The sequence below is a fragment of the Pseudoduganella sp. R-31 genome, assembly GCF_049913235.1.
Classification (GTDB): domain Bacteria; phylum Pseudomonadota; class Gammaproteobacteria; order Burkholderiales; family Burkholderiaceae_D; genus Rugamonas.
Genome location: NZ_CP183986.1, coordinates 972089 through 991782 on the forward strand (window position 1 = coordinate 972089; position 19694 = coordinate 991782).

A 19694-nucleotide genomic window follows, 5' to 3' on the forward strand; every position below is an offset into this window, starting at 1 on the left:
ACCATGGCAACTGATTTGAAACATTTAGATGAGGTGCTCAAGGCCCAGTTCAGGGACCTGAACGGGGTGCACCCGGGCCTGTGGCCGATCCTGCCGCGCGTGCTGCTTGCGCTGGGCGTGGCGGCTCTGGCCGTCGCTGCCGGCTATTTCCTGTACTGGGAGTCCCAGTACGAGGAGCTGGAAGCGGGCGCGCAGCAGGAGCAAAAGCTGCGCGACGAATACAAGCTGAAGATCGCCCAGGCGGTCAACCTCGAGGAGCTCAAGCGCCAGAAGGAACAGGTCGACAAGTACGTGGTGCAGATGGAGAAGCAACTGCCGGGCAAGGCAGAAATGGCGGCCCTGCTGTCGGACATCAACAATGCCGGTACCGGCCGCGGCCTGACTTTTGAACTGTTCAAGCCGAACCGTGTCGAAGTCAAGGATTACTACGCCGAGCAACCGATCGAGCTGCGCGTCAATGGCAGCTACCACGATCTTGGGGCTTTCGCCGGCGACCTGGCAGGCATGGCGCGTATCGTCACGCTGAACAACGTCTCGCTGGATATCAAGCCCAAGGAGGGCAAGGAGTTGCCAGCCGGCGTGCTGCAATTGAATGCCATCGCCAAGACCTTCCGCTATCTTGATGCAGAGGAAGTGGCCGAGCAGCGCAAGGCGGCCAACGAGAAGAAAAAGGGAGGTAAGAAGTAATGAAGAAGTTTGCCCCCCTCGCCTGTGCCCTGCTGCTGACCGCCTGCGGTGAGAGCGACGTGCAGCAGGTGCGTACCTGGATGAAGGAAACCGAGGCCCAGACCAAGCCGACCGTCAAGCCGCTGCAGGAACCGAAGACCTTCGTGCCTTTTGCCTACGTGGCCGGCGACGTGCTTGATCCCTTCAACGCCAGCAAGCTGCTGACCGAACTGGCCAAGAGCCGCGCAGGCAGTTCCCAGGCGCCGGACCAGAACCGGCGCAAGGAATTCCTCGAAAGCTTCCCGCTGGATGCCATGAAGATGGTCGGCACCATGGAAAAGAACAATGTGGTGAATGGCCTGGTGCAGATCGACCGCACCGTCTACCAGGTCAAGAAGGGACAGTACGTGGGACAGAATTATGGTTTGATCACCGGGGTCACGGATGACGCGATCACGGTGCGTGAAATTGTTCAGGATGCGGCCGGCGACTGGGTCGAGCGCATGTCGAAGCTGGAACTGCAGGAAAGTAAGGAGAGCTCCAAATGATCGCCATCAGAACCCTGAAGCGCTTGTGCCGCCAGGCTAGCGTAGTGCTGGCCCTGGCCGGCAGCGCAGCCGTTGCGCAGGCCCAGCAAGGCAACGCGATCGAATCGATCACGGCCAACCAGCAGGGCAGCAATGTGATCGTGAAGATCGCAATGAAGGATACGCCGCAAAAGCTGCCGATCGGCTTTGCCATCACCAACCCGGCCCGTATCGCGCTCGATTTCGGCCAGACCAGCAATGCTACCGGCAAGACCAGCCAGGACCTGAATATGGGCGACCTGGCCAGCGTCAACGTGGTGCAGGCTGGTGATCGTTCGCGCCTGGTGTTCAACCTGAAGCGCACGCTGAACTACGCCACCGCCATCGACGGCAAGAACGTGATCCTGACCATTGATGCTTCCGGCGGCGTGGCGCAGGCAGTTGACGCGCGCGGCCTGCCGGTCGCGGCAGCCAAGCCTGCCGCGCCGGTAATTGTCGGCAAGCAAGCGCTGCGCGATATCGACTTCCGCCGCGGTAACAACGGCGAAGGCCGCGTGGTGATCGACCTGCCGAACAACCAGGTTGCCGTCGACGTGCGCCAGACCCCGACCGGCGTCGTGGTGGACTTCCTCAAGACTACCGTGCCGGATACACTGCGCCGCCGCTTGGACGTGACCGATTTCGGCACCCCGGTCAACCGCATCACCACCGTGCCGCACGGCGACAATGTGCGCATGACCGTGGAAGCGCACGGCCTGTGGGAGCAGAGCGTGTACCAGAGCGACACCCAGCTGGTGGTGGACGTCAAGCCGATCAAGGAAGACCCGAACAAGCTGGTGCAAGGCAGCCAGGGCTACCGCGGCGAGAAGCTCTCGTTCAACTTCCAGAACGTGGAAGTGCGCGCTGCGCTGCAGGCCATTGCCGATATCTCGGGCCTGAACATCATCACCAGCGACAGCGTGCAGGGCAACCTGACCCTGCGCCTGAAGGAAGTGCCTTGGGACCAGGCGCTGGATGTGGTGCTGCAAGCCAAGGGCCTGGACATGCGCAAGAACGGCAACGTGCTGTGGATCGCGCCGAAGGAAGAATTGCTGACCAAGGAAAAGCTGGAGCTGGAGCAGAAGGCCCAGATCGCCGACCTGGAGCCGCTCAAGTCCGAAATCTTCCAGCTTAACTACCAGAAGGCGGAAGCATTCAAGACCGTGTTCGGCATTGAAGGCGGCGGCGACACGAAGAACCGCATCCTGTCCAAGCGCGGCAGCGCCATCATCGAAACGCGCACCAACCAGCTGTTCGTGACCGATATCGCGTCCAAACTGGAAGAAGTGCGCAAGCTGATCCAGAAGACCGACATCGCCACCAAGCAAGTGCTGATCGAAGCGCGTATCGTGGAAGCGTCCGATACCTTTACCCGCAACCTGGGCGCCAAGCTGGGCTTTGCCGACATGCGCGCCATCCGCGGCGGCGACGCCGGCTGGGGTGTCGGCAACGGCAACAACCGCGTTGGCCTGACCGGCAACATCACCGGCATGGGCCAGGCACAAGGCATTGTAAAAGTGGATGATGGCCAGGGTTCCTACAACAATACCCAGTTCATCAACCTGCCAGCGGCATCGATCAACGGCGCGCAGGCTGGCAGCCTGGCAGTCAGCCTGTTCAATTCGGCTGCCAACCGCTTCCTGAACCTGGAACTGTCGGCACTCGAAGCTGACGGCGCCGGCAAGATCATCTCCAGCCCGCGTGTGGTGACCGCCGACAAGGCTCCTGCCGTGATCGAGCAGGGCGTGGAACTGCCATACCAGGTGGCGACTTCTTCCGGCGCGACCTCGATCGTGTTCCGCAAGGCCAACCTGAAGCTGGATGTGGTCCCGCAGATTACGCCGGACGGCAATGTGGTGCTGGATGTTGACGTGAACAAGGACTCGGTGGGCCAGGAAACCCGCGCCGGTTTCGCCATCGATACCAAGCACGTCAAGACCCAGGTGATGGTGGAAAACGGCGGCACCGTGGTGCTGGGCGGTATCTATCAGCAGGTCGAGCGCAACACCACGAGCAAGGTGCCAGTACTGGGCGATGTGCCGATCCTTGGCAACCTGTTCAAATCGAATACGCGCGTCAATGACAAGACCGAACTGCTGGTCTTCATTACGCCAAAGATCGTTACCGACCGCCTGTCCGCGCGTTGAGGCGAAACATAGTGTCATCAGAATAAAGGAAAGAACATGGCAAACGTAGTATTCCGAAAACTGTCCGGCCTGGTTGGCGCGCTGGCTTGCGCCAGCCTGCTGGCAGCTTGCGGCGGCGGCGGCGGCAACCCTGGCGTCAGCCCCACCAATCCCGATCCGCTGACGCCGAAGGCCTCCAGTGTGGTGGTGAGTTCCAGCTCCGATACCATTGCCGCCTCTGGCGTCGACGGCACGGAAGTGACGATTACTGCCACCGTCAAGGATGGCGGCAACCAGGCCGTGCCTGGCGCAACTGTACTGTTCAGTACCTCTGCAGGCACCATCAGCAACAGCGGTGCGACCACGGACAGCAATGGCCAGGTCAGCGAGAAGCTGAGCGTGAAAGGCGTTAACCAGCCGGCTGGCCTGGAAATCAAGATTTCCGCCGGCGTCAAAGGCGTCGACCACGTCAGCACCAACACCATTACCGTCAAGACGGTATAAGCGGCACCCACTGCAGCGCCTGCCCGGCGGCAGGCTGCTGCAGTGTAATTTGCGCTATCATGCGTGAATGCAAAATGTATACTTAGTCGGATTGATGGGGGCTGGCAAGACGACCATAGGTCGCCAACTGGCCCGCAAGCTGGGCTTGCGGTTTGTCGATTCCGATCATGAGATCGAAAGCCGCACCGGCGCTTCCATTCCCTGGATCTTCGAGATCGAAGGCGAGCCGGCCTTTCGCCGGCGCGAAGCGGAAGTCATCCGCGAACTGACCAGCCAGCAAGGCATCGTGCTGGCCACCGGCGGCGGCGCCATCCTCAACGAGGACAGCCGCACCCTGCTGCAACAGCGCGGCACCGTCATCTACCTGCGTGCGTCGATCAACTCGATCCTGGCGCGTACCGCGCACGACAAGAACCGGCCCTTGCTGCAAACGGCCGACCCCCGCAAGAAACTCGAAGAACTGCTGGCGCAGCGCGAGCCGCTGTACATGGACATGGCCGACCTGGTCATCGACACCGGCCGCCCCAACGTACAATCGATGGTGCAGAACATCATCAACCAGCTCGATGCGCTGGCCTGCCAGGCCGCGCCCAATTGCATCACCAAAGCACAACCCGCGATGAACGAACAAACCAACATCCTGCTCAACGTCGACCTGGCCGAGCGCAGTTATCCGATCGCCATCGGCCCTGCGCTGCTGGACGATGCCGGCCTGCTGGCCAAATACGTGGGCGGCAAGAAAGTCGCCATCGTCTCCAACGACACCGTGGCGCCGCTATACATGGAGCGCGTACGCGCGCCGCTGGCCGCCGCCGGCAAGGAGGTGATCGAAGTGGTGCTGCCGGACGGCGAGGAGCACAAGCACTGGGAATCGCTGATGAAGGTGTTCGACGCCCTGCTGGCCAGCAAGGCCGACCGCAAGACCACCCTGGTGGCGCTGGGCGGCGGCGTGATCGGCGACATGACCGGCTATGCCGCCGCCTCCTATATGCGCGGAGTCGACTTCGTGCAGGTGCCGACCACCCTGCTGTCCCAGGTCGATTCCTCGGTCGGCGGCAAGACTGGCATCAACCACCCGCAGGGCAAGAACATGATTGGGGCCTTCTACCAGCCGAAGGCGGTGATCGCCGACACCACCACGCTGGAAACGCTGCCGGTGCGCGAACTGTCGGCCGGCCTGGCGGAAGTGATCAAGTACGGCTGCATCATCGACGTGCCGTTCTTCGAATGGATCGAAGCGAACATGGGCCTGCTGATGGCGCGCGACAAGGGCGCGCTGGCCTACGCCATCGCGCGCTCCTGCGAGATCAAGGCCGATGTGGTGCGCCAGGATGAACGCGAAGGCGGCCTGCGCGCGATCCTGAATTTCGGCCATACCTTTGGCCACGCCATCGAGGCAGGCATGGGCTATGGCGCCTGGCTGCACGGCGAAGCGGTCGGCTGCGGCATGGTGATGGCGGCCGACCTGTCGCAGCGCCTGGGCTTCATCGACGCCGCCACGGTGGAACGCATCCGCGACCTGGTGTCCGCCGCCGGCCTGCCGATCGCGGCGCCGGACCTGGGCGCCGAACGCTGGCTGGAACTGATGGAGGTGGACAAGAAAAACGAGGGCGGGGCGATCAAGTTCATCCTGCTCGATCCGCTTGGCAAGGCGCGCATCACGACGGCGCCGCAAGACCTGCTGCTGCAAACCCTGGCCGCCTGCACGGAGTAATATGGAAGAGACGCTCGCCCCCTACGCAGCACATTCGGACAAGGGGCGCGGCCGCCGCTTTCCCGAAACACCGCATGCCTCGCGTTCGCAGTTCCAGCGCGACCGCGACCGCATCATCCATTCGACCGCCTTCCGCCGGCTCGAATACAAGACCCAGGTCTTCCTCAACCACGAGGGTGACCTGTTTCGTACCCGCCTGACGCACAGCCTGGAAGTAGCCCAGATCGGCCGTTCGCTGGCGCGCAACCTGCGCCTGAACGAAGACCTGGTGGAAGCCATCGCGCTGGCGCACGACCTGGGCCACACGCCGTTCGGCCATGTGGGGCAGGACGTGCTGCACGAATGCATGAAGGAGCATGGCGGCTTCGAGCACAACCTGCAAAGCTTGCGCGTGGTCGACCTGCTGGAGGAACAGTATGGTGCTTTCGATGGCCTGAACCTGATGTTCGAAACGCGCGAAGGCATCCTGAAGCACTGCTCGGTCAATCATGCCCGCCTGCTGGGCGACGTCGCCCAGCGCTTCCTCGACAAGACCCAGCCTTCGCTGGAAGCGCAGCTGACCAACCTGGCCGACGAAATCGCCTACAACAGCCACGATATCGATGACGGCCTGCGTTCCGGCCTGATCTCCATTGCGCAGCTGGAGGAAGTGGAATTCTTCGGCCGCCTGTGGCGCGAGGTACAGGATGCGCACCCGGGTCTGGCCGGCCGCCGCGCCATCTACGAAACGCTGCGCCGCCTGATCACCGCCCTGGCCGACAACCTGATCGCCACCTCGCAGGAGCGCATCGCCGCGCACCATCCGCAAAGCATGGAAGACGTGCGCGCCGCGCCGCCGCTGATCCGCTTTTCCGACCAGATGCGCAAGGATGCCACGGAGCTCAAGCGCTTCCTGCACGAGAACCTGTACCGCCACTACAAGGTCAACCGCATGCGCCTGAAGGCCAGCCGCATGGTGCGCGAGCTGTATGAAGCGTTCACCGCCGACCCGTCGCTGCTGCCGCCCGATTACCGCACCGAGCGCGGCGATGTGACCGGACAGGCGCGCCGCGTGGCAGACTACATAGCCGGCATGACCGACCGTTATGCCATCGCCGAGCACCGCCGCATCTATTCGCTGGAAAACCTCTAGCTTGCATCGGTGTACGTCACAGGTTAATCTTCTGGCAAGCTAAACTTGCCAGAAGAACCATGACCGACATCACTGCCTCCACTGCCACCACCCCACAACTCAGCAAGCACCGCATCGAAGCCCTGGTTGACGGCATCTTCGCCGTCACCATGACGCTGCTGGTGATCGAATTGCGTTTGCCGGAACACGCCACTACGCATAACAGCGCCGAATTGCTGGGAGTCTTGCAGGAATTGGCGCCGACCTTCATCTCTTGGGTGTTGAGTTTCCTGGTACTGGCGCTCTATTGGACCGCCAACCATCGCCTGTTCAGCTATGTGCGCCATGTGGATACGCCTTTGCTGTGGTACACCATCCTGTTGCTGGCAGGCGCCAGCCTGCTGCCCTTCGCTTCCGCAGTAAACAGCCGCTACCTGTCGCAACTGGCGCAAGCGGTGTATGCGGGAGTGATGTGCCTGATGTCGATCGGCTCGCTGCTGGTCGCCACGCGCATTTACCGCCATCCAGAGTTGTGCGCGCATCCGATGGACAAGGCGACCTATGTTGCGGCATGCACCCGCACCGGCATCATGGTCGTCATCGCCATCGTGACCGTCGTGGTGGCCGGCCAGGTCGCCGGCATTGCCAACTCGGCCTTCCTGCTGCTGTTCCTCGCGCGCCCCTTGAGCAACTTGCTGACGCGCCGCCTGCGCTAAGTTTGCGCTGGCTCAAGCCGATTCGCACCTGGGCCTGCTTGAAAGACCGGCTTCCAGGGACGATGATGGGACTTGGGAGGCGTAGGTGATCGAGGAACAAGAAAAGTCCGGCCTGGAACATGAGCGACGCTTTGCAGCACTCGAGCAAAACGTCGCCGTCATCATGTCCAACTACGCGACAAAAGAAGACCTTGCGAAGCTGGAAACGCAGCTGGCGCGCATGGGCACGCAAATGGCGCAAATGGAGACCCGCCTGATCAAATGGGTGATCGGCGCGATGGCAGCAAGTATCGTCAGCGTGATCGGAACCGCATTGAGCGTTGCCAAGCTGTTCATGTCATAACTGCTGTCAGAACATGCGCGCCTGGCTGCGCTCGCCGAGCAGGTCGAGCGCGAGCTTCTTGATGGGCGCGGGCAGGGCCGCGCCGGGCAGGACGGCGGCATCAAGCCAGGTATAGCGGCCTTCGCCGGCCAGGGCGGCGCGGCTTGAGAGGCTGACCAGCAGCGGGTGGATGTGCAGCTTGTAATGCGTGAAGACGTGCACTACCGGCAGCAGGCGTTCCAGCGATTCCATCACGCCAAACGGCTGCACCGCGGCAGCGACAGCTGAATCATCAGGCCCGGCGTCCTGCGCGGCGAAGGCCGCGTGGCCTGCCAGTTCAGGCAGGGACAGCAGGCCGCCCCAGATGCCGGCGGCCGGGCGCTGTTCCAGCAGCACCTGGCCGCGGTCCACCAGCAGCAGCATGTGCGCCACTTTCTCCGGCGTGGCCTTCTTCGGCTTGCGCACCGGCAGTTCGGCCGTGCGCCCGGTGGCGAAGGCGACGCAGCGCGGCTGCATGGGACAGCGTTCGCAGGAAGGGCTGCTGCGCGTGCACAGCGTCGCTCCCATGTCCATCAAGCCTTGCGTGTAGGCCTCGATGTCCTCGGCCGGCGCCAGCGCTTCCGCGCGTGCCCACATGGCTTCTTCTGTCTTGCGTTCGCCGGGATAAGTATCGATGCCGAACACGCGCGCGAATACGCGCTTCACATTGCCGTCCATGATGGCGGCGCGGCGGCCGGCGGAGAAGGCGGCAATGGCGGCGGCGGTGGAGCGTCCGATGCCAGGCAATTCGGCCAGCAAGGCAGGATCGGCAGGAAATACGCCGCCGTATTCAGCCACCACGCGCTGCGCGCACTTGTGCAGGTTGCGCGCGCGCGTGTAGTACCCAAGGCCGGCCCACTGCGCCATCACGTCTTCAACGGGAGCGGCGGCCAGCGAAGCGAGGGTAGGGAAGCGCAGCAGGAAGCGCGCGTAATAACCCAGCACTGCCGAAACCTGCGTCTGCTGCAGCATGATCTCGGACAGCCACACCAGGTAGGCATCGCGGGTGTTCTGCCACGGCAGGTCGTGGCGGCCATGTTTCTTCTGCCACGCAACCAGCGTGGCAGAAAAGCTCGGGTCTTCGTACTGCAATTACGCCGCTGCCTCCAGTACTACATGCTCGGCCGAGATCGCATCGTTGATGGCGGCGGCCAGCGCGGCCAGCTTGGCCTTTTGCGCCTCCAGCTCGGCCTGGGTGGTTTCGAAGGCCTCGATCTTCTGCTCCAGCGTATCGGTCGCATCGTGGATGCGTGCGATCGACTGCTGGCGGTGCTTCAGCTGCTCCTTGTGCTGGCGGATCTGCGCTTCCAGCGGCGCCATGATGACCTTCAGCCAGGCATCGGTATCGGCATTGGCGGCCTTGAAGCAGCGCTTGACGGCCGATGCCACCGAATCGAAGAAGCGCTCCATCAGCACCACGCGCGAAGTGGTCAGCATGACGGCGGTACCGAACTGCTTCTCGTAGATGCCGTGGGCTTCATTGATTTCATCGCGGTACTTGGCCAGCGAGAAGGCCATCGGCATCGGCAGGGTCAGGCCGTGCTCCGTCGAGAACTTCTTGTACATGGTTTCCATCATGCTGCGGATCTCTTCGATCTTGCGCTCCGATTCATCCAGGTTGGCGTGGATGCTGTCGAAGTACACCTTGATGGCATCGCGCAGGCCGGTGGTGAAGCGGCTGTTCTGCATTTCCGAACGCGCCTTGATCAGGTTGTCGCGCAGGATGCCCATGCCCAGGCTGGAATACAGCTCGGTGGACAAGCGGGTGAACACCGCGCGCGTGGCCTGCAGCTTGAACAGGCTTTCGTCGAATTCCTTTTTCTCGGCTTCGACGCGGCGCGCCATGTGCGCGATCACCGACTGGTTCTTGCCGCGCAGGCCTTTCAGCTCCAGCAGTTGCTCGACGATGCCGCGCGTCTTGGCCGACAGCGCCGCGTACTGGGCGCCGCTCAGTGCCGCCAGTTCGTCGCCCAGGCGACGGCGGATGATGTCCTTGCGGGCCGGGATCAGTTCGTTGAACAGCGCGCTCTCCAGCTGCTTCATGCGGCTCTTGTGCACCAGGTCATGGTCGCCGGTGATCTTGCCCAGCAGCGCTTTCTGCGCCGAGACCGGGAATACCTGGCGCGCGTCAAGGCCCAGCATATGGGCTGCGTGCTCGCGCTGGCGCGCGATGGCGGCTTCGATTTCTTCTTCGGTACGCAGCGGATCCCACATGGAGTCGATCTTGTTCAGCACCACCATGCGCCCGGCGCCATTGCCGATGTGGGTGCGCCATACTTCGATGTCGCTCTTGGTGACGCCGGTGTCGGCGGCCAGGATGAACAGCACGGCGTGCGCGTGCGGGATCATGTTCAGCGTCAGTTCCGGTTCGGTACCGATGGCGTTCAGGCCCGGCGTATCGAGGATCACCAGGCCCTGCTTCAGCAGCGGGTGCGGGAAGTTGATGATGGCGTGGCGCCACTGCGAAATCTCGACCAGGCCATTGTTGTCCAGCGTGGCGCCCATGTCGGGATCGTTCTCGTCGTACAGGCCGTAGCGCTTGGCTTCTTCCACCGGCACGTGGCGGGTCAGGCTGACCTGCTTGAACACTTCCTGCATCTGTTCCGCGGAATCGAGCTGCAGCGGCAGCACGGTCCAGGCATGCGGCTCGTCGCGGTAGTCGCTGGTCGACAGGTTTTCGGCGCGCGTTTCGATCGGCAGCAGGCGGATGCAGGCAGGGTAGGCCGGGTCGTACATCAGCTCGGTCGGGCACATCGTGGTGCGGCCGGCTGCCGACGGCAGGATGCGCTGGCCGAAATCGGCGAAGAAGATCGAATTGATCAGTTCGGATTTGCCGCGCGAAAATTCCGCCACAAAGGCCACCGACAGCTTGTCGTCGGCCAGTTTGGACAGCGTTTGCGCCAGGCGCTGTTCGGTCGCGGCATCGGACAGATCGGCCTGCACGATCCAGTCTCGGTAGTTTGCGACGGCGCCCATGACGCCTTGGCGCCATTGGCTGTATTGTTCCAGGTCCCGTACCATTAGCTTCTCGTTATTTCTGGCAATTTACACAATAAAAAGTGGATCTTTGGCCCTGCTTGATCTGGCGCACAGGCGCGCCGCAACAACGGCAGGGCACACCAGCACGATCATAGACGAAATATGTCTGTTGGAAATACCCTGATTGTCCATTTACCCCGATAAAGTCGCGCAAAGTGCTGCCTCCTTGCACAATTGCCTCAGCCAGCACGTCGCGGATGGCCTGCGCCAGGCGGTCGTAGCGGGCGGCACTGATGCGGTTGGCTGCGGTTTTCGGGTTGATCCCGGCGCGAAACAGGCTTTCAGAGCAGTAGATATTGCCCACCCCGACCACGATGTCGCCGGCCATCAGCACTTGCTTGATGGCCGCGCCGCGGGTACGGGTCTGTTCGAACAGCAGCTTGCCGGTAAATAGCGGGCCCAGCGGCTCCACGCCCAGGCCGCGCAGCAGCAGGTGCTCTTCCAGTGCGCCGTCTTCCGCCGCGTGCCACAGCACGGCGCCGAAACGGCGCGGATCGGTCAGGCGCAACACCTGCCTGCCATCGGCGCCTTCCACCATCATGTCGAAATGATCATGTTTTTCCGGCGGAATGCCGGTTGGCAGCACGCGCAGGTGGCCGCTCATGCCAAGGTGGATGATCAGCGAGCCATGCTCGAATTGCAGCAGCAGGTACTTGCCGCGGCGGCCGGTCGCGACGATGCGGCGGCCGGCCAGCAGCGCCGGCAAGTCGTCCGGGAAGGGCCAGCGCAAGCCTTCGCGGCGCAGCACCACGTCGCGCACGATACGGCCTTCGAGATGGGGTGCGACGCCGCGCCGGGTGACTTCTACTTCTGGTAATTCAGGCATGAGGGTGGTTTCTTGCAGGTTGGCGTAGAATCAAGTCTTGAGCCCGATTTGCAGGATCTTCCTTTGAAAAACGCATTCGCCATTGTAACCCTGTCGGCCCTCGTGTCCGCCTGCGCAGTCGTGCCACCGGAACAGGCTGCGCCTGAGCCCGCAGCACCCGTGGCGCCGGCCACGCCGGCCGCCGATGCCATTGCCAAGGCCGCCAGGCTCGACGAAAAGCTGCCCAACGTCGAACTGACCAGCGATTTGTTCTACAAGCTGACCAAGGCCGAACTCGATTTCAAACGCGGCCAGTGGCAAAGCGCCTATGTGACCATGATGGTGCTGGCACAGCAGACGCGCGACCCGCGCCTGGCGCGCCGCGCTTCCGAAATGGCGCTGTCGGCCAAGCAGGGCAATGAAGCGCTGGCAGCGATCCGCCTGTGGCGCGAACTCGCGCCCGATTCCGACGAGGCCGCACAGTATTTCCTCGGTTTTGCCGTCCTGGGCGACGACCTGGGCGAGGCGGAAACCCTGTTCGCGCAGCGCCTGAAAGCTTCGCCGCCGACGGGCCGCCCGCTGCTGATGTTCCAGATGCAGCAATTCCTGCTGCGCGCAAAGGACAAGGCTGCCGCCTTCGGGCTGATGGAGCGCGTCCTGCAGCCCTACCTGAATACGCAGGAAGCCCACCTGGTGCTGGCGCAAGGCGCCAGCGCCGCCAGCGATGCCGAGCGGGCGCGCGAGGAAGCGAAGAAAGCCGTGGCGATCAGGCCCGACTCGGAACTGGCCACGCTGACCATGGGGCAAATGCTGGGCGACCTCGATGGCGCGCAAAAACTGTTCGCCGAGTTCCTGCAGAAATACCCGGCCGCGCGCGAAGTGCGTTCGGCCTATGCCCGCCTGCTGGTGGAGCAGAAGCAGTACGACCAGGCGCGCGAACAGTTCCTGCTGCTGCTGAAAGAACAGCCTGACAATCCGGGCACCCTGTATGCGCTCGGCATCATGGCGCTGCAGGGACAGGACAGCAAGGCGGCCGAGGGCTATTTCAAGCGCTATGTGGAAGTGCTGGAGGCGGCTCCCGATCCTGAGCGCGACCCGAACAAGGCGCTGATGCTGCTGGCCCAGATCGCCGAAGAAAAGGGCGACCTCGATGGCGCGCTGGCATGGCTGGACAAGATCGACGGCGAAGATGCCCGCGCCGCCCTGCCGGCTCGCCTGAAACGCGCTCATCTCACGGCACGCAAAGGCGACGTCGACGGCGCGCGCGCACAGTTAAAAGAGATCGCCCCGGCCGACCAGGCCGAGCAGGTGCAGATCCTGCAAACGGAAGGCCAGTTGCTGCGCGACTCGGGCCGCGCAGTGGAAGCCTTCAAGACTTTGCAGGATGGCGTGCTGCGCTTCCCCAACAGCCCCGACCTGATGTACGACTACGCGCTGGCCGCGGAAAAGCTGGGCAAGGTCGAGGCGATGGAAACCGCGCTGCGCAAGGTGATCGAGTCGGTGCCCGACAACCACCACGCCTATAACGCGCTGGGCTATTCGCTGGCGGACCGCAATGTGCGCCTGGACGAAGCGTATGAGCTGATCGACAAGGCGCTGAAGATGGCGCCGGGCGACCCTTACATCATGGACAGCATGGGCTGGGTGCTGTTCCGCATGGGCAAGCTGAAAGAGGCAGAGCAATCGCTGCGCCAGGCCTATGCGCTGCGTGGCGATGCAGAAATCGCCGTGCACCTGGGCGAAGTGCTGTGGAAGCAGGGCGACAAGGCCGGCGCCGCCAAGCTGTGGCGCGAGGCCCGCGACAAGGATCCAAAAAACGACGCGCTGCGCAGCACGCTGGCGCGCCTCAACGCAGGAATTTAATGAGCTTCAAGACACTCGCCGCCATCGCCGGCGCGGCCGCCATCCTGTGCGGCTGCGCCACCACGCCAACTGCGCCGCCATCCGCTGCCGTTGTCGCGCCCTACGCCGACAGCCTGGCCGTGTCGGGGCGCCTGAACGTGCGCTATATCAAGAACGGCAACCCGGAGTCCTCCACCGTCAAATTTGACTGGAAGCAGGACGCGCAGAGCACCGAGGTCGCCTTGTTTGATCCCTTCGGCAGCAAGGTGGCCAATATCAGCGTGACGCCGGAGGGCGCCACGTTGCGCCAGGGCGGCAACAAGCCGCCGCTGACGGCGCCAAGCATCGACGCGCTGAGCGCGCGTGCGCTGGGATGGGCGTTGCCGGTAGCAGGCCTGCGCGGCTGGCTGCAGGGCCACGCCACCGCTGCCGACGGCAAGCCATGGTCGGCCAGCCCGGCCAACAGCGAAGTGACCACGCGTGAAGGCTGGCACCTGCAATATACGGATTGGCAGCCCGACAGCTCCCCGCCGCGCCCGAAACTGATCGACGCCGAGCACCCGGGCGGAGGCGATGTGCAGCAAATGGCCTTGCGGATCGTCATCTCCGAATAAACATGAAAAGCCTGTTGAACTGCCCGGCTCCGGCCAAGCTGAACCTGTTCCTGCACGTGAATGGCCGCCGCGCCGATGGCTACCATCTGCTGCAATCGGTATTCCAGATCATCGATCGCTGCGATACCCTGCATTTCTCTCTGCGCGACGATGCTGAACTGCATCGCTCCAACGATATCCCCGGCGTGCCCGTCGAGCAGGACCTGGTGATCCGCGCTGCCCGCATCCTGCAGGCCGAAGTCTTGCGCCGCACCGGCGCCATGCCGCCAGGCGTGAATATCACGGTCGACAAGATCCTGCCCATGGGCGGCGGACTGGGCGGCGGCTCTTCCGATGCGGCCACCACTTTCATGGCGCTGAACAAGCTGTGGGCTGCAGGACTGCAGCGCGAAGAGCTGATGGCGCTGGCCTTGCCGCTGGGCGCCGACGTGCCTTTCTTTATCTTTGGCCAGACCGGCTTTGCCGAAGGCGTTGGCGAAGAACTGCAGGCGGTTGATGCGCCTGACTGTTGGTATGTTGTCATCGAGCCCGGCGTGGCCTGTCCGACGGCGCAAATTTTTACCTCCGAGCATTTGACAAGGGATACGCCGCCCGTTAAGATGTCGGACTTTTCCAGCTACCATGCAAATCGACAAGATCTGCGGCAGTTCGGGAAGAACGATTTGCAACAAGTGGCGTGCCGCTTATTCCCGCAGGTAGCAGAAGCGGTAGAATGGCTGGGCGCTGCCGGCGACGCCAGGATGACTGGCTCCGGAGCTTGTGTGTTCGTCGCCCTCCATAGCGAAGAACAGGCCGATGCGGTGCTTGCGAAAGTGCCAGCCGCCTGGACCGGATGGAAAGCGAGGGCACTGAAACAGCATCCGATCATCGCAAAGTTGTGAAGCGTAAAAAGATTTGGTTTTTCGTGAAATAGGCTATATAATGTCGGCCTACTGACGGAAGACAGTCAGTTGAGAGTAGGGGAATCGCCAAGCTGGTTAAGGCACCGGATTTTGATTCCGGCATACCAAGGTTCGAATCCTTGTTCCCCTGCCACCGTTTTCCCTGGGTCTGTCGAGGCAGCAGTCTCCAGCCAGGGTTAAGACAAAAGCTCCTGTATCGCAGGAGTGCCTCAAGAATTCAACACTACCTCTCGGGACTCCCAATGGCTTACGAAAACCTGATGGTTTTTACCGGCAACGCTAATCCAGCCTTAGCAGAAGGGGTCGCAAAAAATCTCGGCATCCCACTCGGCAAAGCAGTCGTATCGAAGTTCTCGGACGGCGAAGTCATGGTCGAAATCAACGAAAACGTCCGCGGTAAAGACGTGTTCGTGCTGCAATCGACCTGCGCACCGACCAACGACAACCTGATGGAACTGATCCTGATGGTCGATGCCCTGAAACGTGCGTCCGCTGGCCGAATCACCGCTGCAATTCCTTACTTCGGCTATGCCCGCCAGGATCGCCGTCCGCGCTCCGCCCGTGTGGCCATTTCGGCAAAAGTGGTTGCCAATATGCTGGAAGAAGCCGGCGTCGAGCGCGTCCTGATCATGGACCTGCACGCAGACCAGATCCAGGGCTTCTTCGATATCCCGGTTGACAATATTTACGCTTCGCCAATCCTGCTGGGCGACCTGCAGAAAAAGGCCGAGCAAGACCTGCTGGTCGTGTCGCCTGACGTCGGCGGTGTGGTGCGTGCCCGTGCCCTGGCCAAGCGCCTCGGCTGCGACCTGGCCATCATCGACAAGCGTCGTCCAAAAGCCAACGTTTCCGAAGTGATGAACATCATCGGCGACGTGGAAGGCCGTAACTGCGTGATCATGGACGACATGGTCGACACCGCAGGTACCCTGGTCAAGGCTGCCGAAGTGCTGAAAGAGCGCGGCGCCAAGAAAGTAACCGCTTACTGCACGCACCCGGTGCTGTCCGGTCCGGCAATCGACCGTATCTCCGGCTCTTCGCTGGACGAGCTGGTGGTGACTGACACCATCCCGCTGTCCGAAGCTGCCAAGGCTTGCGGCAAGATCCGCCAACTGACCTGCGCACCGCTGCTGGCTGAGACCTTCAAGCGCATCATCAAGGGCGACTCGGTGATCTCCCTGTTCGTCGACTAAAGTTTTTCCGGCCGTGGCGCAAGCCGCGGCCGATTTCTTGAAGTGCCCTGGTCGCGGGGCACTTCGTTTATCGACAAGGCGCGAGCCTTGTTTTATTTTTTGGAGTATTCCATGAAAGTTGTAGCATTCAAACGTGATCTGCAAGGTACGGGTGCGAGCCGCCGCCTGCGTAATTCCGGCCAGACCCCTGGCATCATCTACGGTGGCACCGAAGCCCCTGTGACCATCGCCCTGGACCACAACGCACTGTTCCACGCGCTGAAAAAAGAAGCTTTCCACTCGTCCATCCTAGACATGGAAATCGACGGCAAAGTGGAAAAAGTGCTGCTGCGCGACTTCCAGATGCACGCGTTCAAGCAACTGGTTCTGCACGCTGACTTCCAGCGCGTTGACGCCAACAAGCCACTGCACGTGAAAGTTGCCCTGCACTTCGAAAACGCTGACGTGTCCCCAGCTGTGAAACTGCACGCAGCGACCATCAGCCACGTGGCCAACGAGATCGAAATCTCCTGCCTGCCAGCTGACCTGCCAGAGTTCCTGACCGTTGACCTGTCGAAGATGGATGTCGGCCAGTCGATCCACGCTTCCCAGCTGACCCTGCCGAAGGGCGTGACCATCGTGACCCACGGTTCCGATGCCACCATCGCTACCGCATCCGTGCCAGCCGGCGCTGTTGCTGCTGAAGCCGCTGCTGCTAAAGAGTAATCCTCTTTCGCCGCAATAAAAAAAGGGGACGTACCCTTTAAAGGGGTACGTCCCCTTTTTTATTGCTTACGCGCCGGGACGCGGCTGGGGCGCCGAGGGCGGCACCACGATGGCCTCGTTCAGGCGCATGAACTTGAACCCGGCCAGGCCATTGTCGGCACGTGCCTGGGTGCGTGCGATAAAGGCTTCGAACGGTTCTTCGCGCACTTCCGGCGCCGAAGAATGCAGGAAGTGGCGTGCTCCCTGTGCATCAAGCACCACCAGGCCAACGTGGGTCACCATGTGCTGGCCCTTGCGCACAGATACTACTTCCACCATATCGCCTTCGCCCAGCGTACCGAACTCCCGCAGCGCGCGCTCAACCGGCAGGTAGCTTTCCTGCGTGTCCTGCACTGGAATGTCGCGCTGTACATGGTGCTGGACCTTGAGGAACTGCGCACGATCGACGCGCATGGCATAGCTGGCGCCGCTGCTTGCATCTGAGAGCAGCCAGTGGTTGTTGATGTTCCAGTCCACTTCCATGTAGTGGTTGCGGCTGGCTACGCCGATCACGCCGTCCTTGTATCGAATGCGCTGCAGCGTCCAGAAGAACTCCTCCCACGAGGAGCTGAGCGCCATCGCATAGGTGTGCTCGGCAAAAACCAGGCAATCGCTGGCGGACAGGCTGTACATCGGCAGCGTGTCGTGCAGCTCGTAAGGGAATTCACCCAGCAGGTTCAGCTTGTACGGCTGGCCGATATTGCGCCGGCCGATGGTAGCGATGCGCTTGCGCAGGTCGGGTTCGGCACGCCGCACCTCGGCGATGAAGGCGCCCGCTTCCTGCGGCGACATCTGGTAAATCTGTTTCGGTTCCGCCGCCGCGGTGAGCGCGGCGGCGAGCATGACACTGGCAAGGAAAGGCATGTTCAGGCTGGTTTGGTTTTCGAGGGCCAGGTGAAGTAAGACTTGGCGATATAGCCCCAGGGTACGGCAATAATGGCCAGCAGCACGCCCAGGAAAGCATAGGTGGTACTTTCCGCCGGCGAGCCGGCCAGTTCGCCGCGCGACCAGAGCGGGTAGGCGACGATGGCCAGCCACATCACCTTGTAGAGGATCTCGAGCAGGATAATCGGCAGCATCTTCACCGGGCGCAGCAAGCCAAGGCCTGCCAGCGTGGCAAAAGCCGTCCATACGGTCCATGCCACAGCCTTGTTCGGCTCCCACGGGCCCTGGTGGGTCAGGATTTCAGTCCAGGTGGTTTGGCCCAGCATGAAGAACATCAGCGCATAGAGCAGGCGCAGCAGGTAGATGTTGATGCGCATGACGCCTTCATGCCGCGCATCGCGCTGCCACAGGCGGGCCAGCATCAGCCCACCTCTTTCAGCATGGTTTCGACTTCGGCCAGGCGGCCGTTCATGTTGGCCAGCGTGGCCTGCATGGCGGCCAGCGCGGCGGCGTTTTCCGCCTGGGTGGCTGCTGCTTTCGCGGCCAGTGCGTGGTAAGCCTCGGCGTTGGCCGCTTCGGCGTGCGCCTTGTGCGCGGCGGACCAGTACTTCATGCCAAAGACAATCAGTACAGTTGCCAACGGCAGGCCCAGGGTCAACAGGTAAATATGCTCGGACATACGGTCATTCCCCTTCCAGGTTGAGATGTTTGGCAGCTTCCGCGATCGCAGCGGGATCGAGCGTCAGGCGAAAATCGGCTACTTCAAAGTAGTTCAGCGCCTTGCCGTCGCTGGAAAGCTCGTGCTTGCTGGTGACAAGGCCAGCCGCCTCCAGCTTGGCAAGGTGCAGGTGCAGCAGCGGGCGGCTGATGCCTACGTCGCGGGCCAGTTGGCTGACGTAGTTGCGGCCGTCCGTTTTCAATGCAGCGATGATGCGCAAGCGGTGCGGATTGGCAAGCGCTTCCAGCACTGGCAATAGCTTTTGCATTCCACTCACTTCAACAGCAGGCGGCAGTTGGCGCTGACCGATTCGGTCGCCATCGCCCCTTTTTCGCCACGCGCTGCTTGCATGCATTGGGCGAAGCTTTCTTCCTTGGTTTTGGGACGTTCGCATTGTTCGGCCAGCAGGGTGTTCTGGGCGATCAGCATCCTGTTTTGTTCAAGCAGCTGGTCGATGCGCTCCTTGTCCGTCATTGGCGCGTCAGCGGCCAAGGCGGGGGCGGCCAGGACTGCGGCAGACATGAGGGTAGTCAGGTATTTCATGGCACGTCCTTTCTGTTTTAAATTAAAGACACGTGTAATAAATATCTTACAGGTGGAATCTGTTGTCAAGTGTTCTATGCTGAAATGACTTTTCACCACGGGAGGACGATCCAATGAAAGCGCAACTTGCAGGGGTTATGGTGCTGGTAGCCGTATGTGCTGTGCCAGCGTTGGCGGCCGACGCCAAGGCGGATGGTGCGGCGATCAAGGCGGTCGACCAGGCCTGGCTGAAAGCCTTCGCGGCAGCCGACGGCGATGGACTGGCCAAGCTGTACGACGAAAACGCGGTACTGATGCCGCCAGGTGCGCCAGCAGTCACCGGCCGTGCGGCCATCAGCGAATTCCTGCTGAAGGAGGCGCAGGGCGCCGGCAAGTCCGGCATGGTGTTCAGCTTTGGCGAGAAATCGGACAGCGGCGCAAGCGGCAACCTGGGCTGGTCGTCCGGCACCTATATGGTGAAAGACAAGGACGGCAAGGTGGTCGAGACCGGCAAGTATCTGTCGGTGGACAAGAAGGTCAACGGCAAGTGGATGTATTGGCGCGATACCTGGAACGCTGACAGCGCAGCGCCGAAATAGTTCCGCTCTTTCTTGTGCGCCAGTTCAAGGCACAAAGCGCGAGAATGGCAAACAATGGTGGCTTGCC

The 19694-nt window shown here is 62.1% G+C and carries 22 protein-coding genes and 1 tRNA gene; 15 read left to right on the top strand and 8 right to left on the bottom strand.

The window, feature by feature from the left end:
* The first annotated feature begins 3 nt into the window (after nt 1–3).
* The 8 genes from ACN9MY_RS04425 (at nt 4) to ACN9MY_RS04460 (ending at nt 7746) form a co-directional block, all read left to right on the top strand.
* On the top strand, nt 4–687 hold the full coding sequence (locus ACN9MY_RS04425) for a type 4a pilus biogenesis protein PilO (protein ID WP_426320744.1): 684 nt from the start codon (nt 4–6) through the stop codon (nt 685–687).
* Nucleotides 687–1214, top strand: a complete 528-nt coding sequence (locus tag ACN9MY_RS04430) for a pilus assembly protein PilP (protein ID WP_426167823.1) — start codon at nt 687–689, stop codon at nt 1212–1214. Before ACN9MY_RS04425 ends, ACN9MY_RS04430 begins: the two co-directional genes overlap by 1 nt.
* Nucleotides 1211–3379, top strand: a complete 2169-nt coding sequence (gene pilQ, locus ACN9MY_RS04435) for a type IV pilus secretin PilQ (RefSeq protein ID WP_426167825.1) — start codon at nt 1211–1213, stop codon at nt 3377–3379. The genes ACN9MY_RS04430 and pilQ overlap by 4 nt, the downstream gene beginning before the upstream one ends.
* 36 nt (nt 3380–3415) lie before the next feature.
* A complete protein-coding gene (locus tag ACN9MY_RS04440; protein ID WP_426167827.1) occupies nt 3416–3862 on the top strand; it encodes an Ig-like domain-containing protein in 447 nt (148 codons plus the stop codon).
* Between the two features lie 94 nt (nt 3863–3956).
* On the top strand, nt 3957–5576 hold the full coding sequence (aroKB, locus tag ACN9MY_RS04445; RefSeq protein ID WP_426323682.1) for a bifunctional shikimate kinase/3-dehydroquinate synthase AroKB: 1620 nt from the start codon (nt 3957–3959) through the stop codon (nt 5574–5576).
* A 1-nt stretch (nt 5577) separates the two neighbouring features.
* A complete protein-coding gene (locus ACN9MY_RS04450; protein WP_426167829.1) occupies nt 5578–6708 on the top strand; it encodes a deoxyguanosinetriphosphate triphosphohydrolase in 1131 nt (376 codons plus the stop codon).
* 59 nt (nt 6709–6767) lie between these two features.
* Nucleotides 6768–7403 carry a TMEM175 family protein gene (locus ACN9MY_RS04455; protein WP_426320747.1) on the top strand — a complete coding sequence of 212 codons (636 nt, stop codon included), beginning with the start codon at nt 6768–6770 and terminating at the stop codon, nt 7401–7403.
* Between the two features lie 85 nt (nt 7404–7488).
* Nucleotides 7489–7746: a hypothetical protein gene (locus ACN9MY_RS04460; protein WP_426320749.1), complete on the top strand. Its 258-nt coding sequence runs from the start codon at nt 7489–7491 to the stop codon at nt 7744–7746.
* A 6-nt stretch (nt 7747–7752) separates the two neighbouring features.
* Here ACN9MY_RS04460 and mutY read toward each other — a convergent pair whose 3' ends face one another.
* Genes mutY through mutM form a run of 3 tightly spaced genes read right to left on the bottom strand, consistent with a single transcriptional unit; the run spans nt 7753 to nt 11629 of the window.
* A complete protein-coding gene (mutY, locus tag ACN9MY_RS04465; protein WP_426320751.1) occupies nt 7753–8856 on the bottom strand; it encodes an A/G-specific adenine glycosylase in 1104 nt (367 codons plus the stop codon).
* Nucleotides 8857–10785: a dynamin family protein gene (locus ACN9MY_RS04470; protein ID WP_426167837.1), complete on the bottom strand. Its 1929-nt coding sequence runs from the start codon at nt 10783–10785 to the stop codon at nt 8857–8859.
* Between the two features lie 10 nt (nt 10786–10795).
* Complete coding sequence (gene mutM, locus ACN9MY_RS04475) at nt 10796–11629, bottom strand: bifunctional DNA-formamidopyrimidine glycosylase/DNA-(apurinic or apyrimidinic site) lyase (protein ID WP_426167839.1); 834 nt, start codon at nt 11627–11629, stop codon at nt 10796–10798.
* A gap of 63 nt (nt 11630–11692) precedes the next feature.
* Between mutM and ACN9MY_RS04480 the strand changes: the two genes are divergently transcribed.
* From ACN9MY_RS04480 to ACN9MY_RS04505, 6 genes are all read left to right on the top strand, one after another.
* Complete coding sequence (locus ACN9MY_RS04480) at nt 11693–13471, top strand: tetratricopeptide repeat protein (protein WP_426336873.1); 1779 nt, start codon at nt 11693–11695, stop codon at nt 13469–13471.
* Complete coding sequence (locus ACN9MY_RS04485) at nt 13471–14064, top strand: lipoprotein insertase outer membrane protein LolB (protein WP_426167843.1); 594 nt, start codon at nt 13471–13473, stop codon at nt 14062–14064. The genes ACN9MY_RS04480 and ACN9MY_RS04485 overlap by 1 nt, the downstream gene beginning before the upstream one ends.
* 2 nt (nt 14065–14066) lie before the next feature.
* Nucleotides 14067–14945: a 4-(cytidine 5'-diphospho)-2-C-methyl-D-erythritol kinase gene (gene ispE / locus ACN9MY_RS04490; RefSeq protein ID WP_426320758.1), complete on the top strand. Its 879-nt coding sequence runs from the start codon at nt 14067–14069 to the stop codon at nt 14943–14945.
* A 77-nt stretch (nt 14946–15022) separates the two neighbouring features.
* A tRNA-Gln gene (locus ACN9MY_RS04495) sits at nt 15023–15099 on the top strand.
* A 109-nt stretch (nt 15100–15208) separates the two neighbouring features.
* A complete protein-coding gene (locus ACN9MY_RS04500; protein ID WP_057264651.1) occupies nt 15209–16159 on the top strand; it encodes a ribose-phosphate pyrophosphokinase in 951 nt (316 codons plus the stop codon).
* A 111-nt stretch (nt 16160–16270) separates the two neighbouring features.
* Nucleotides 16271–16864, top strand: a complete 594-nt coding sequence (locus ACN9MY_RS04505) for a 50S ribosomal protein L25/general stress protein Ctc (RefSeq protein WP_426167847.1) — start codon at nt 16271–16273, stop codon at nt 16862–16864.
* Nucleotides 16865–16930: 66 nt separating this feature from the next.
* Here ACN9MY_RS04505 and ACN9MY_RS04510 read toward each other — a convergent pair whose 3' ends face one another.
* Genes ACN9MY_RS04510 through ACN9MY_RS04530 form a run of 5 tightly spaced genes read right to left on the bottom strand, consistent with a single transcriptional unit; the run spans nt 16931 to nt 19049 of the window.
* Nucleotides 16931–17767: an N-acetylmuramoyl-L-alanine amidase-like domain-containing protein gene (locus ACN9MY_RS04510; RefSeq protein ID WP_426336874.1), complete on the bottom strand. Its 837-nt coding sequence runs from the start codon at nt 17765–17767 to the stop codon at nt 16931–16933.
* Nucleotides 17768–17769: 2 nt separating this feature from the next.
* The gene (locus ACN9MY_RS04515; RefSeq protein ID WP_426167851.1) at nt 17770–18210 is read right to left on the bottom strand and encodes a hypothetical protein; all 441 of its coding nucleotides are present in this window, start codon (nt 18208–18210) and stop codon (nt 17770–17772) included.
* A complete protein-coding gene (locus ACN9MY_RS04520) occupies nt 18210–18467 on the bottom strand; it encodes a hypothetical protein (protein WP_426336875.1) in 258 nt (85 codons plus the stop codon). The genes ACN9MY_RS04515 and ACN9MY_RS04520 overlap by 1 nt, the downstream gene beginning before the upstream one ends.
* Nucleotides 18468–18471: 4 nt before the next feature.
* Nucleotides 18472–18774, bottom strand: a complete 303-nt coding sequence (locus ACN9MY_RS04525; protein WP_426167855.1) for an ArsR/SmtB family transcription factor — start codon at nt 18772–18774, stop codon at nt 18472–18474.
* A gap of 5 nt (nt 18775–18779) precedes the next feature.
* Entirely contained in the window at nt 18780–19049 is a 270-nt protein-coding gene (locus ACN9MY_RS04530) for a hypothetical protein (protein ID WP_426336876.1), read from the bottom strand.
* Nucleotides 19050–19162: 113 nt separating this feature from the next.
* Between ACN9MY_RS04530 and ACN9MY_RS04535 the strand changes: the two genes are divergently transcribed.
* The gene (locus ACN9MY_RS04535; RefSeq protein ID WP_426320763.1) at nt 19163–19627 is read left to right on the top strand and encodes a YybH family protein; all 465 of its coding nucleotides are present in this window, start codon (nt 19163–19165) and stop codon (nt 19625–19627) included.
* Nucleotides 19628–19694: the final 67 nt, after the last annotated feature.